Here is a 13,472-nt window from a genome sequence, read left to right as displayed (position 1 = left end):
ATTTTAAATAAAGAAACCGCCAAAAGGCGGTTTTTTTATACTATCATATAAAGAAGTGAAACGGCCGCCATTCCCGTCACAGCTAAAATTGTAGTCATCATCGTCCAAGACTTAAAGGTTTGTTTTTCGGTAATACCTAGGTATTGATTTACTAGCCAAAACCCACTATCGTTTACATGAGAAAATATACTTGCTCCAGATGCTATTGCAATTACCACACAGGCCAATTCTATAGGAGATAATGTTGTATTAATTAGAAGAGGTGAAACCAAACCTGCAGCTGTTATCATAGCTACGGTGGCAGATCCCTGAACTATTCTTACAACGGAAGCACTAATAAAAGCGAAAGCAAGAATTGGAAAGCCTAAATCACCTAATGATGTTGCTAATAGTTCACCCGCTCCTGTATTGGTAAGTGTCTGTTTAAATACACCACCAGCACCAGTAAGTAAAATTATTGTACCAGCAGGGGCTAATGATTTACTTGTAATTTGAAACAATTTTTCTTTAGTAAATCCTCTTTTAATTCCAAAAAAGTACCACGCTAAAAAATTAGCTAGTATAAGTGCAGAAAAGGGGTGTCCAATCAAAGAGATGGAGTTTAAAAATAGTTTATTTTCAATTCGGAGTATACCACTTTCTGCAATTGCCTTTAAAATAATCAATATTATAGGAATTGCAATTACTAATATCGTTAACCCAACATTTGGTAGAATTATTTCTTCATTTGCATTGGCTTCGTTTGGGGCGGGGATATGCATTTTTTTGGATATATATTTTCCAAAAATTAATCCACTTATTAGTGCTGTAGGTATACCAACGATAAAACCAACAAGAATAACCCAACCAAGTTCAGCGCCAATAATATCTGCAACTGCAATTGGACCGGGAGTGGGAGGTATAAAAGCATGTGTAATTGCCAAACCAGCTAGTAAAGGTATTGCATAGAGTAAAAGCGATTTTCCTGTTTTTCGTTGCAACGCATAAATCATAGGAACAAGAATAATAAAGGCAACATCTAAAAATACTGGAATAGCAATTAAAAACCCAGATATTAACATTGCTGTCGGGGAATTTTTTATTCCAAATTTGTCTATCATATAGTTTGCAATAGCTCGTGCTCCTCCAGAATTTTCTAAAATAGCACCAAACATAGCTCCAAGACCTACCACAGTAGCCACAAAGCCTAAAGTGTTACCCATACCGTCTTGTATGGTCTTAATTATTTGTTGAGCATCTAGGCCAGCTATTAGACCCACTGTAATGCTTCCAATCAATAATGCTATAAACGCATTAATCTTTAATTTTAAAATCAAGAGTAATAGTACAGTAATACCTAATACAACAGCTAGAATTAAATTGGCTTCAATCATTTTTTAGTTGGCTTAAAATTTTTAAGATTATTTCTTTTGGTGTATTTAAAATAGAGATTGTAATTGCTTCAGTTGGGGGTTCTAGTATTTCAAATTGGGACTTTAATAGTGCAGAAGTCATATAATGATTTTCTCTATTGTCAAGTCTTTTCTTAATATCTTCATAAGCTCCTTCCAAATGGATAAAGATAGCTTTCTCTTCAATTTTATCTTTTAATCGAACCCTATAGTTTTTTTTTAAGGCGGAACAGGCTATTACTGCCCCATGTGTTTTATTCTCTATAGCAAGTTTATTAAGTTCGGCCAACCAATCGAATCTATCATCATCATTTAGTGCATTGCCAGAGGCCATTTTTTTTATATTTTCCTTTGGATGGTAATCGTCTCCATCAAAAAAGGGCATATGGTTTTCTTTTGCCAAGAGTTTTCCAATTGTTGTCTTTCCTGTTCCTGAGACACCCATCACAAAAAATATGGTTTTACGCATGAAAGACTGCTTTTAAATGTTCTTTAAAACTATCTAAAATATCATTTTGTTCAGCATCAAAAGCTACCCAAAATATACTTGTATTTTTACGATACCATGTAAGCTGGCGCTTGGCAAATTTTCTCGTGTTTTTTTTGATTTCTTCAACGGCTTTATTCAAAGAATATTTACCATCCATAAAATCGAAAAGTTCTTTATAACCAACAGTTTGCAAGGCGTTAAGGTTTTTGTGTGCATGTAACGATTCGGCTTCCTTTAGCAATCCTTCTTGCATCATTGAATCTACCCTTCTATTGATTCTATCATAGATTACCTCTCGTTCAGCAAGAATACCGATATAAGCTGTTTTGAAATAGCGTTCATTTTTCTTTTGTTTTAAAAATGAGGAGTATGGTTTTCCTGTACCGATACATATTTCAAGACTACGAATTAATCGATGAGGATTTTCTAAATCTACTTTTTGATAGTAATCAGGATCTAACTCCTTCAATTTAGTCTGTAAATACTTTATTCCTTTGTTCTCAAGGTCGGTTTTAAGTACTTTACGTATGTCATGATGCACTTGTGGAAAATCATCAAGTCCGTTGACTACGGCATCAACATAAAGTCCGCTGCCCCCTACAAGAACAACTACGTCTTTGGTGAGAAACAGCTGATTTATACATTCCAGCGCATCCCGCTCAAAATCTCCAACGGAATATGGTTCGAAAATACTTTTATGCTGAATAAAATGATGTTTGACACTTTCTAGTTCTTCAAAGGACGGAACCGCAGTTCCGATTTGCATTTCTTTAAAAAACTGTCGGGAATCTGCCGATAAAATCTCTGTATTATAATGCTGTGCCAGGGCAATGGCTAGTTTTGTTTTTCCTATTGCTGTTGATCCAACAACAGCTATCAATAGTTTGGGACTCATAATTCATCTCCACAATTATAGCAATGCTTGGCATTATCTCTGTGACCTTCAGCGGTACAGGTTGGGCATGCTTGCGTATTTGTGTGCACGACACTCATGTTGTTTTTGTTCTTTTTGCCGTGTTTTGAAAACTCAACAGTGACAATACCAGTAGGTACGGCTATAATGCCATAACCTAAAATCATAATAATAGTGGCAATGAACTGACCCAAATTGGTTTGCGGTGCAATATCACCATAGCCAACGGTGGTCAGAGTAACAATGGTCCAATAAATACTTCTTGGAATGCTAGTAAATCCTGCTTCGTCACTCTCAATAAGATACATGACCGTACCCATAATTACAGAAAGAATCAAAACAACATAGATAAAAACAGCAATTTTGGCCCTACTGGCCTTTAAGGCAGCATTAAGTTGTGAAGCCTCCCCTAAAAACTTAACCAATTTTAGAATACGAAATATACGTAATAGTCTAAAAGCCCTGACAGCCAATAAAACTTGCGAACCAGCGAAAATATAAGAAAGATATAGCGGTATGGTCGATATAAAATCTATTATACCATAAAAACTAAAGATGTACTTAAAAGGCTTTTTAATGCTTATAATTCTTGCGATATATTCAAAAGAAAAGAAGATGGTAATTATCCATTCAAAAGTCGCTAATAGACTATGATATTTCGCATCAATCTCGTCAACACTCTCAAGCATTACCAGTAAAACGCTCACAATAATTAAAAAGAACAATACAATATCAAAGTATTTGCCGGCAGGAGTATCGGCTTCATAAATTACCTCATGGAGCCTATGTCGCCATCCAGATTGTACCTTGTGTTCTTTCAATGATTATTGGTTTAGTTCTATAATTTTTATTCGGTTCCGCTTGCGCAAATAAGACTCTATGATGAAAGTTGAATATTCATCACCTTGCATTGGAGTAATTATGGATTCTAAGATATGAATATTATTTAGTTGATGATTTAAATCTACAAATGCAATACCGCTCAAACAACCGTTCTTAATTAAGATCGCACTTTGTTCGCCAAGTTCTCGCCCTTTGTCTAGAACGATAACATCTCTATTGTCGATACTGTATTTTTCAAAGGCCTCTAAGACTTTAATATTATCTCGTATTTCGGTCAGCTCGAATTCATCAATGACTTTAACCAAAAAATTTTGTGTAGCTCGCATGCTATTGAAACTCCCTAAACGCTTGGCCTGGCCATTGGCCCTTTCAGGTTTTAATGATAGAAGGCCAGAGGCACTCTCGAATGCATAAATGCCGTGTGAGAATCCCTTACGTCTTCTTTTGTCGTTATAGGTCGGACTATTTTTTTTGATCTCATGATGCTCTTTGAGCAGGGTAACAAGTTCACTGCCAGTCTTTTCAAAGGTGACTTTCTTGGTTTCCTTTTGAAGTTTTCTGGCAAGTGAACCAACATTGGTGAAATGTTGATTTACTCTCTTTTTTATATTTTTTGACTTCCCAATAAAAAGTATTTCTCCATTCTTGTCGTGCATATAGTACACCCCCGTTTCTGAAGGAAGCATATCTACAATGTCTAACTGTTTGGCAGAAAGTTCTCCTAAAGTCTCTTCTCGTATTACCTCTGTGATAATGGTTTTATTCGAATCTTTGTTCAGGAGTAATTTAAAAAGCTTAAGCGTTGCCAAAGCATCGCCGTTTGCCCTATGTCTATCACTAACTGCAATGCCTAAAGAGCGTACTAGTTTTCCAAGACTATGTGATTCCGCTTCGGGAATCAATTTTTTTGATAGATCTACCGTACACAATGTTTTTCGCTGAAAATCATAGCCTAGCCTGCGGAATTCGGTGCGCAAGATGCGGTAGTCAAATTGCGCGTTATGGGCAACAAGAACCGCATCTTCGGTTATTTCAACAATACGTTTGGCGACCTCATGAAATTTTGGGGCCGTAATCAACATTTTATTGTTTATTCCGGTAAGATTAACCACAAAGGGTTGAATGTCTCGCTCGGGATTAATAAGGCTAATAAATTTATCGACAACCTTATGACCGTCAAAACGATGGATTGCAATCTCCATTATGCCCTCCTCATTATATTTTCCGCCAGTGCTTTCTATATCCAGAATGGCATACATGAACTTTGCAATTGTGTTAAGAATAATTTCTGGCTCCAAAGATACTACTTCCTACACGCACCATAGTGCTTCCTTCTTCAATGGCAATTTTATAGTCGCCGCTCATGCCCATGGACAAGGTATCTATATGGGTAAGTTGCTGTTTTAAGTTATCAAATGTCTTTTTTAAAGACTTGAACTCTTTTCTGATTTGATCAGTGTCATCCGTAAAAGTCGCCATTCCCATTAATCCTTCAATCTTAATATTTTCCATGGATTTAAATTCCTCGGAATCAACTATTTCATAAAGCTCCTTTTCGCCTAAACCAAATTTGGTATTCTCTTCCGCTATATGCATCTGTAGAAGACAATCAATGGTACGATTGCATTTAGCACCTTGTTTGTTAATCTCTTTAAGTAGTCTAAAACTATCAACACCATGCACCAAGGAAACAAATTCTGCCATATACTTCACCTTATTGCGTTGAAGATGCCCAATCATATGCCAAGCTATATCTTTTGGTAGTGTCTCCCATTTTTGGGTCATCTCTAGCACTTTGTTTTCGCCAAAAACACGTTGACCTGCATTATATGCTTCTAACAAATCTTCATTAGGCTTTGTTTTCGAGACAGCAACAAGGGTTACCTGGTCTGGAATAGAGGTTCTTATTTCATTTAAGCTTTTTGTAATTGACATGTAAGATTTTATATTTCGTAAATTGCTAAACCACTTCTTAACTTGGGCTCTATATAGGTGCTTTTTGGGGGCATAACCAAACCAGCATCAGCAATAGCTTTTATTTCATTTACCGTAATGGGCACCAAACCGAACCCAACTGCAAAATCACCATTGTCAATATTATTTTTCATTTTAATGAGGTTATATTTTCCATAACCATAGGCGATTCGTTTGTCATTTCTTAAGTCAGAAATTCCCAATACAGGTTCTAAGATAGTTTTATAAAGAATTTGGGTATCCAATTCACTTAAAGCATCTGAAAATTGATATACTTTTTTGCGCAGGTAAAGGGAATAAAACTCACCGTCTAAATACATGCTAAAGTGGTGTTTTTTGCTTGGTTTGTATATACCGTCATCTCTTTTTTCAATGCGGTAATAAGTATCTAATTGAATTAGAAATTCTTCCTTTGAAAGTCCATTTAAATCTTTGACCATACGGTTGAACTCATAGATTTTAACCTCTGACTCCGGAATCAAATAGCTCATAAAAAAATTATAGGATTCCTTACCCGAATGATCTTTATTTGCTTTGCTACAAGCCTCTGCCAAAAGACATGAAGAAGCACTTCGATGATGCCCGTCAGCAATATAAAGCGCATCCATTTTATAAAACGCATCTTCTAGAGCCGAGATGGTCTCTTTTTTAGAGATTTTCCAGAGTTGATGCTGAACTTTATCCGTTGTGGTAAAATTATAAATCGGAACTTTTTGCACTTCTCTTTCTAAAATACTGGCGATAACTTTATCGTCTTTATAGGTCATTAAAACAGGTTCGGCATTGAAACCAACCGTTTTAAGATAGTCTGCAAAAAGAATTTCCCTTTTTTCAATGGTATCTTCGTGTTTTTTGATAATGTTATCCCTATAATCTTGAACACTGGTTGCACAAAACAGCCCTAGACTACTAAAATTTTCGTTGGTTATTTTATAGAGGTAAAGACTCGGGGCTTCGTCTTTTTCAAAAATGGCATCCTCAAGAAACTCCAAATATCTATTATGCACAAGTTTGAAACGCTCTTTACCCGTAATGGATTTATCGAACTTAAATCCTGGATTAATAATGTGTAAAAAGGAGAAGGGATTGAACTTTAAGATAGACTGAAGTTCTTCTTCTTGGTATTCTTCATACGAACGAGAAGCTACAAATGCCACTTTATCCGTAGCTGGCCTTATAGCTTTAAATGGTTTTATCGTAGCCATTTACACTAGCTAAATTGAGATGATACTTTTTCTGCTTTCCTTGATTCCGCATAATCATAAAAACCTTCCCCTGACTTTACGCCCAATTTACCAGCCATGACCATATTTACAAGAAGGGGACAAGGCACATATTTTGGGTTTTTAAATCCTTCATACATTACATTCAATATTGATAGGCAAACATCTAAACCTATGAAATCTGCTAATTGTAAGGGCCCCATAGGGTGGGCCATACCCAATTTCATTACGGTATCAATTTCATTAACACCTGCTACGCCATTGTATAAGGTTTCAATAGCTTCGTTGAGCATGGGCATTAAAATTCGATTGGCCACGAACCCTGGATAATCGTTTACCTCTGTAGGTGTTTTGCCCAGTTGTTTAGAAAGTTCCATAATGGTATTTGTGACTTCATCGGAAGTATTATAGCCTCTTATGATTTCCACCAGTTTCATGATAGGCACGGGATTCATGAAATGCATGCCGATTACTTTATCGGGGCGTTCGGTAGCCGCTCCTATTTGTGTAATAGAAATCGAAGAGGTATTGGTCGCTAAAATTGTTTTAGGGTCGCATATTGTATCAAGTTGTTTAAAAATATCAAGCTTGATACTCAGGTTTTCAGTGGCCGCTTCAACAACTAGGTCAGTTTCGTCGACTCCACTTCTAAAATCGGTAAAAGTGGTAATGTTTGAAAGTGTATTTTCCTTGTCATCGTTTGAGATCCGTTCTTTTGCCACCATTCTATCCAAATTTTTGGTGATAGTCGCGATTCCTTTGTCCAATGAATCTTGAGAGATATCTACTAGATGTACTTGTAGTCCATTTTGGGCAAAAACATGGGCGATTCCGTTTCCCATTGTTCCGGCACCTATAACAGCTATTGTATTCATAAAAATAGTTTGTATTTATTTCCGCTAGTGCGGGAGTTTTAATTTTTAAAAGCCTCTATCACCTCTAAAGCAACCCGCAGGGCATTTGTGCCTTGAGTAAGGGAAACTATAGGCTCTGTATTGGTATTTATGGCGTCCGCAAAAGTCTCCAACTCATCTAGAATAGCATTGTTGGTATCTATTTCAGGATTTTCAAAATAGATCTGTTTTTTTACGCCTTCGGCATTCTGTAATATCATATCAAAGTCACCTGGACTTTCTGGTGCATCTTTCATTTTAACTACTTCAACTTTTTTCTCCAAAAAATCAACTGAGATATAGGCATCTTTTTGAAAGAAACGTGATTTTCTCATGTTTTTGAGTGAAATTCTACTCGCAGTTAGGTTAGCGACACAACCGTTTTCAAATTCAATCCGTGCATTGGCAATGTCTGGAGAGTTGCTAATAACGGAAACTCCACTTGCGTTGATGCGCTTTACATTTGAGCCAACAACACTTAAAATAGCATCGATATCATGAATCATCAAATCTAATACCACGGGAACATCGGTGCCCCTTGGATTAAATTCGGCAAGCCTGTGTGTTTCAATAAACATTGGATTCTGAATCTTGTCTTTTACTGCTATAAATGCGGGATTAAAACGTTCTACATGCCCAACTTGGCCTTTTATGTTATGTGTCTGAGCCAAATCCAACAAAGATTCAGCCTCTTCCAAAGTATTTGTGATGGGTTTTTCTATAAAGATATGTTTTCCTTTTTCAACGGCCTTCTTAGCACATTCATAGTGCGATAGGGTGGGCGTTACAATATCTACAACATCGACGTTATCTATTAATTTATTGATATTATCGAAATAAGAATATCCGAATTCATCACTAACTTTTTTCCCGTTAATTTCATCTGCATCATAAAAACCGATTAGTTCATATTTTTGAGATTGATGGAGCAATCTCAAATGGATTTTCCCTAAATGGCCGGCACCAAGAACACCAACTTTCAACATACAATTGAGTTTCTTCAAAAATACGGATATAGCATCAATTTGCGATAGCGTTTTGCGGAAGTTAGCCCAGAACTTTTTAAATTCGTGAACCAAACTAAATCATGCAAGATACTTTTAAACATAGGGGGATGCGCAACAAGCTTGCCGAAATTGTTGCATCCCAAGGTGTTACCGATATAAAGGTTTTGGAGGCCATTAAACAAATACCAAGGCATTTATTCTTAGACAGTAGTTTTGAAGCACATGCCTATCAAGATAAGGCTTTTCCTATTGGTGCGGAGCAGACTATTTCTCAACCTTATACCGTGGCCTTTCAGACGGAACTTTTAAAATTAAGACCAAACCATAAAGTATTAGAAATAGGAACAGGTAGTGGCTATCAAACCGCGATTTTATTAAATTTAAAAGCAAAAGTCTATACTATTGAACGCCAACAAGAGCTCTTCAAAAAAACAAAACTCTTCTTTAATAAAATGGGCTATCGCCCGAAGAAAATTATTTTCGGTGATGGTTATAAAGGCCTGCCCGAAGAGGCACCTTTTGATGGTATTATCGTTACTGCTGGCGCGCCCTTGGTGCCTAAACCCTTGTTGTCTCAATTAAAAATAGGCGGTAGATTGGTCATTCCTGTTGGAGTAGATGAACAAGTAATGACCTTGTTTGTTCGTAAATCTGAAAAGGAATTTGAAAAAAAGGAATTTGGAAATTTTAGATTTGTTCCTCTTTTGGAAAATAAAAATTAAGTATTAAAGCTCTTTTTTAATCGGGATAGATTACGCTTACTCTCTCGGTCTTTAATGGTTTCACGCTTATCATATTCTTTTTTTCCTTTAGCAAGACCTATATTCATTTTTGCCAGCCCCCTGTCGTTTAAAAAAAGATTGATTGGAACAATAGTATTGCCAGAAGTAGTGACCTCCCTCCGTAATTTTTTAAGTTCTTTTTTATTTAATAGAAGTTTTCGTGTGGCTTTTGGTTTATGATTATAGTGTCCGCCATAGCTGTACTCATCTATCTGCATATTTACTACAAAAAGCTCGCCCGCATCGTTAAACTCACAAAAACTTTGTGATAATGAAGCTTTGCCCAGCCGTATCGATTTAATCTCGGTTCCGCCTAAAACAATTCCCGCCGTATATTTATCCAAGATTTCATAATCGAACTTGGCGCGTTTGTTTTTAATATTTATTTTTTTTTGCATGCCTTGCAAAAATAAGAACTCTAAAAGTATTGCACCTATTTTTGTAATTATTAAAGCTTGTTTTACGACATACATCTCATGAAAAAAACTATTCTTTTATTATCAATAGTAGTATTGGCGTCTTGCGCCGAAACCACAGATAAAAAACTAACAGCACAAGAGATTATTGACAAGGCCATTGCAGTTAGTGGTGGAGAATTACATAATACGAGAAAAGTTTCCTTTGTTTTTAGGGACAAAAAATATGTGTCTGAAGTAATGGACGGAAAGAAAATACTCAAACGGATTACTTATGCGGATTCGCTTCGCATTACAGATGTGAAAACTCACAATGACTTTCAACGTTTTTTTAATGATAGTTTAATCACCATATCGGATTCTATAGCAAATAGATATGCGAACTCCGTAAATTCTGTTCATTATTTTGCCAGACTGCCTTTTGGATTGAATGATGATGCCGTAAAAAAGGAACTTTTAGGAGAAATAGCCATAAATGATATCTTGTATTATAAACTAAAAGTTACATTCGATCAAAACAATGGTGGTGAAGATTTTGATGACATCTATCTGTATTGGTTCAACAAAAACACTTTTAAACCAGACTTTTTGGCTTACGAGTTCCATGTAGATGGAGGAGGCATACGCTTTAGGCAGGCTTATAATGAGCGCTATGTTGAAGGAATACGCTTTGTGGATTATAACAATTTAAAACCTAGAGAAAAATCCGTTTCCATCTTTGAAATAGACAGCCTATTTCAATCAGGTGGATTGGAACTACTTTCTAAAATTGAATTAGATGGTATAAAGGTTAGTTCATATTAAGTCTAATGTCCGTAGCCACGCTATCAACAAAGCGAACTATAAAAAGACTGCCATTGTCGGTATCATCCATAGCTTCATATTTTTCAAAACCAAGTAGTTTGTTTACCATCGCTGGCGTGGTATTACTGTGACCGACTATCAAAACATTTTTGCTTAGATTTTCTGCTTTCAAAGCCTCAATATCAATTTCGCTTGGGTTGTAATAAGTAACATCAATATTTTTTTTAACAGAAGTAGGAGCAGCTGTCATAGAAGTGCGCTCATAGTTGGTCGAATATATGATGTCTAAATCAATCGGTTCAAAAACCTCTGCCCATTTTATGGCCCTGCCCAAACCATCTTGATTTAATTCAGAGTCTTTATTGGTGGGGTCTGTTCTGTCTTTTTCTGCATGCCGTATTAAATAAAAAGTTGATATAATCGGGTCTACTTTTATTTCTGTATCTTTAGGATTACAGCCAAGAATCCCCGCGGCGATACAAACAAAAAGACAGACTTTAGATACTTTTATTTCTTTTAGCTTTTTTGAAATTCTCATAATTAATCAAACTTTACAGACCTAAAAGTAGTATTTAATTTTTAGTTTTGGCTATGCGAAAAAATATAGTTGCTTTCTTTCTGATTTTATTTTCTTGTGGGCTTTTTGGGCAAGAGGCCGTACTACCTGCCGATTTCAGGCAACACGCCTTAACACAATTTAATTCTAGTCTGCTCAGTGCTACCTACGCTTTGGATTGGAACAACCCAAGAGCTATTTCGTTATGGACCAGATGGCAATGGCAGACTATTGATGGTGATCCTACCACCACTTTTGTGAACTATTCGCATAGTTTTAATGAGAAAACCGCAGTAGGATTAGGTTTTTTGCAGCACAATACAGGGGTTTTTCTCAATACCGGAGGGCTTCTGAATTTTGCGCAATCATTTCGTTTACAAGATAATATGAATCTGATAGTCGGCGCGAACATCTATGCGTTTAGCCAAGAATTGGCAGATGAAAACATTAATGCTGCACCAGGCGTTTTAGGGTTGGAGGATATCAACAATTTTATTGCCCAATTTTCACCAAGCATCCGTTTAAATATAAATCAATTTAATATTGCGGCTGCATTAGAAAACGTTTTGGACTACAATTTCTCCGACAGTCAAATGAATGATGACAGTATGATTTTTACGGGTATCATAAGCAATGATTTTTCTTTAAACCTATTTCCGTCACTGCCTAATAGTTTTGTGAGACCCCTGGCCTATGTGAAATCTATTCCTAATTATGATTTGCAATATGGCGGAAACGTTCTCTTTTCAACCGCTAAGTTTTGGCTTCAGGGCGGATACAACAGTTTTTACGGTACTTCTGGCGGATTGGGTGTTACCTTGTTCGAAAAAGTTTCTTTAGGTGGTCTTATCGAATTTGGTACAGGTGGTGAATTTAGCGATGCAGACCCTACTTTCGAAATCTTGGCCTCTTATCAATTTGGCAAGCCTAAGAAGTCTCAATCTATTGATGAATTGGAGATTGAAGAAGAGGTCAATAAGGAAGAAGATGACGCAGGAAAAAAAGAAATCGAAGCGGAGAAAGCACTTGAAGATGCAAAGACAATGGCTTTAGTAGAAGAAGCAAAAAGAAGAGAGCAAGATTCCATACAAGCGGCAAGAGCAAATGAAGACTTACTTCGTCAAGAACGACAACGTCGACAAGATAGTATAGCTGCTATCGTCGCGCAGACGAAGAAGGTGACTGTTTTGCCAAATGAGAAGTACGAAGAAGTAAGTCGGACGAACATAGAAGGTTTAGAGCCAGGTTTTTATCTCATCGCCAACGTTTTCGGCACTAAAAAGTACTTTGAAGCTTTTATGAAGAACATGACAGCTAAAGGATTACGGCCAGGTTCTTTTTATCGAAGTACAAATAAATTTAATTATGTATATCTAGGAAAGTATAATACCATTCAAGAAGCCCGTGATGCAAGAAACAGCAAAATGAACGGTAAGTATCCTGATAAGTTGTGGATTTTTAGAGTGAAAGGAAACTAGTAGTTTATTTTTTGATTTCTTTTTGAACCAAGAGTTCTAAATAAGCCATTGTGTTCACTAAGTATTTTCTATCCCTTGTCATAGTAGCCATAGCAACAGCGCCCTGAAGTATTGTGTAAAGTTGTTTGGCAAATTGTAAGGGAGGAACAGGAATTTTCATTTCGTCAGCTTTAACGCCATTTTCAATAACTAAAGCAATTTTTCCTTCAATCTCTTTTATAGTTTCTTTATTGGCGGCCACTAACAACGAATTATTATGTTGTGCATCAACACCGATATTTAAAATGGGGCAACCGCCCATTTGCATCGTGAAAACATCGTACTGCCTGTAGAAATTTATGAGGGCATACACTTTATCTAACGAGTCCCCATTGGCGTCTAACAAATCATCAATCTTACCCAATAGTAGGTTTCTGTTATACTTGAAGGCCTCTAAAGCTAAAGCTTCTTTATTTTCAAAATTACCATAAATAGCACCTTTGGTAAGCCCAGTAGCCTCGGTTAAATGACTCATACTAGTGCCAACATAGCCATGTTTGTTAAAAATAGGAGCCACAGTTTCTATAATATACTGTGCAGTGCGTTCGGCTTTGGTAGACATGAATACTGGTTTGTTACTAGCTAATATAGAAAAAATATATACTGCATGGTATTAAAAAGGGCATCCAATTGGGATGCCCTTTGAAAAGAAACTAAATATTG

At 36.4% G+C, this 13,472-nt stretch carries 15 protein-coding genes; 3 read left to right on the top strand and 12 right to left on the bottom strand.

All coding sequences use genetic code 11. The features are described from left to right. Positions 1-35: 35 nt before the first annotated feature. Genes ACFSQJ_RS07765 through ACFSQJ_RS07725 form a run of 9 tightly spaced genes read right to left on the bottom strand, consistent with a single transcriptional unit; the run spans position 36 to position 8,713 of the window. The gene (locus tag ACFSQJ_RS07765; protein WP_377766380.1) at positions 36-1,373 is read right to left on the bottom strand and encodes a GntP family permease; all 1,338 of its coding nucleotides are present in this window, start codon (positions 1,371-1,373) and stop codon (positions 36-38) included. After that, the gene (locus ACFSQJ_RS07760) at positions 1,366-1,860 is read right to left on the bottom strand and encodes a gluconokinase (protein ID WP_377766379.1); all 495 of its coding nucleotides are present in this window, start codon (positions 1,858-1,860) and stop codon (positions 1,366-1,368) included. The genes ACFSQJ_RS07765 and ACFSQJ_RS07760 overlap by 8 nt, the downstream gene beginning before the upstream one ends. Beyond that, positions 1,853-2,776 (bottom strand): tRNA (adenosine(37)-N6)-dimethylallyltransferase MiaA, encoded by a 924-nt coding sequence (gene miaA, locus ACFSQJ_RS07755; RefSeq protein WP_377766378.1) that lies wholly within the window; start codon positions 2,774-2,776, stop codon positions 1,853-1,855. The genes ACFSQJ_RS07760 and miaA overlap by 8 nt, the downstream gene beginning before the upstream one ends. After that, the gene (locus tag ACFSQJ_RS07750; RefSeq protein ID WP_377766377.1) at positions 2,773-3,615 is read right to left on the bottom strand and encodes an ion transporter; all 843 of its coding nucleotides are present in this window, start codon (positions 3,613-3,615) and stop codon (positions 2,773-2,775) included. The genes miaA and ACFSQJ_RS07750 overlap by 4 nt, the downstream gene beginning before the upstream one ends. Before the next feature lie 3 nt (positions 3,616-3,618). Continuing rightward, complete coding sequence (locus tag ACFSQJ_RS07745; RefSeq protein WP_377766376.1) at positions 3,619-4,896, bottom strand: exonuclease domain-containing protein; 1,278 nt, start codon at positions 4,894-4,896, stop codon at positions 3,619-3,621. A 16-nt stretch (positions 4,897-4,912) separates the two neighbouring features. After that, the gene (locus ACFSQJ_RS07740) at positions 4,913-5,572 is read right to left on the bottom strand and encodes a YggS family pyridoxal phosphate-dependent enzyme (protein WP_377766375.1); all 660 of its coding nucleotides are present in this window, start codon (positions 5,570-5,572) and stop codon (positions 4,913-4,915) included. 8 nt (positions 5,573-5,580) lie between these two features. Next, positions 5,581-6,816 (bottom strand): DUF1015 domain-containing protein, encoded by a 1,236-nt coding sequence (locus ACFSQJ_RS07735; RefSeq protein WP_377766374.1) that lies wholly within the window; start codon positions 6,814-6,816, stop codon positions 5,581-5,583. A gap of 5 nt (positions 6,817-6,821) precedes the next feature. Continuing rightward, a complete protein-coding gene (locus tag ACFSQJ_RS07730; RefSeq protein ID WP_377766373.1) occupies positions 6,822-7,709 on the bottom strand; it encodes a 3-hydroxyacyl-CoA dehydrogenase family protein in 888 nt (295 codons plus the stop codon). Positions 7,710-7,747: 38 nt separating this feature from the next. Then, complete coding sequence (locus ACFSQJ_RS07725; protein ID WP_377766614.1) at positions 7,748-8,713, bottom strand: Gfo/Idh/MocA family protein; 966 nt, start codon at positions 8,711-8,713, stop codon at positions 7,748-7,750. 101 nt (positions 8,714-8,814) lie between these two features. Here ACFSQJ_RS07725 and ACFSQJ_RS07720 point away from each other — a divergent pair, with 101 nt between their 5' ends. Beyond that, positions 8,815-9,456 carry a protein-L-isoaspartate(D-aspartate) O-methyltransferase gene (locus ACFSQJ_RS07720; protein ID WP_377766372.1) on the top strand — a complete coding sequence of 214 codons (642 nt, stop codon included), beginning with the start codon at positions 8,815-8,817 and terminating at the stop codon, positions 9,454-9,456. On the opposite strand, the gene smpB is transcribed toward ACFSQJ_RS07720, so the two are convergent. Continuing rightward, entirely contained in the window at positions 9,453-9,914 is a 462-nt protein-coding gene (smpB, locus tag ACFSQJ_RS07715) for an SsrA-binding protein SmpB (protein ID WP_377766371.1), read from the bottom strand. The genes ACFSQJ_RS07720 and smpB overlap by 4 nt on opposite strands. Positions 9,915-9,992: 78 nt before the next feature. On the opposite strand from smpB, the gene ACFSQJ_RS07710 reads away from it, so the two are divergent. Next, positions 9,993-10,736 carry a DUF6503 family protein gene (locus tag ACFSQJ_RS07710; RefSeq protein WP_377766370.1) on the top strand — a complete coding sequence of 248 codons (744 nt, stop codon included), beginning with the start codon at positions 9,993-9,995 and terminating at the stop codon, positions 10,734-10,736. On the opposite strand, the gene ACFSQJ_RS07705 is transcribed toward ACFSQJ_RS07710, so the two are convergent. Next, on the bottom strand, positions 10,723-11,274 hold the full coding sequence (locus ACFSQJ_RS07705; protein ID WP_377766369.1) for a SixA phosphatase family protein: 552 nt from the start codon (positions 11,272-11,274) through the stop codon (positions 10,723-10,725). The two genes, ACFSQJ_RS07710 and ACFSQJ_RS07705, sit on opposite strands and share 14 nt — an antisense overlap. A 53-nt stretch (positions 11,275-11,327) precedes the next feature. Here ACFSQJ_RS07705 and ACFSQJ_RS07700 point away from each other — a divergent pair, with 53 nt between their 5' ends. After that, positions 11,328-12,770 (top strand): PorP/SprF family type IX secretion system membrane protein, encoded by a 1,443-nt coding sequence (locus ACFSQJ_RS07700; protein ID WP_377766368.1) that lies wholly within the window; start codon positions 11,328-11,330, stop codon positions 12,768-12,770. 4 nt (positions 12,771-12,774) lie between these two features. Here the strand turns inward: ACFSQJ_RS07700 and ACFSQJ_RS07695 are convergent, their stop codons facing one another. Next, complete coding sequence (locus ACFSQJ_RS07695) at positions 12,775-13,371, bottom strand: TetR/AcrR family transcriptional regulator (RefSeq protein ID WP_377766367.1); 597 nt, start codon at positions 13,369-13,371, stop codon at positions 12,775-12,777. Between the last annotated feature and the right edge of the window lie 101 nt (positions 13,372-13,472).

The organism is Croceitalea marina (assembly GCF_042684265.1).
Lineage (GTDB): Bacteria > Bacteroidota > Bacteroidia > Flavobacteriales > Flavobacteriaceae > Croceitalea > Croceitalea marina.
Note: the sequence above shows the minus strand (reverse complement) of the source record. Positions and strands in the feature narration are given on the sequence as shown.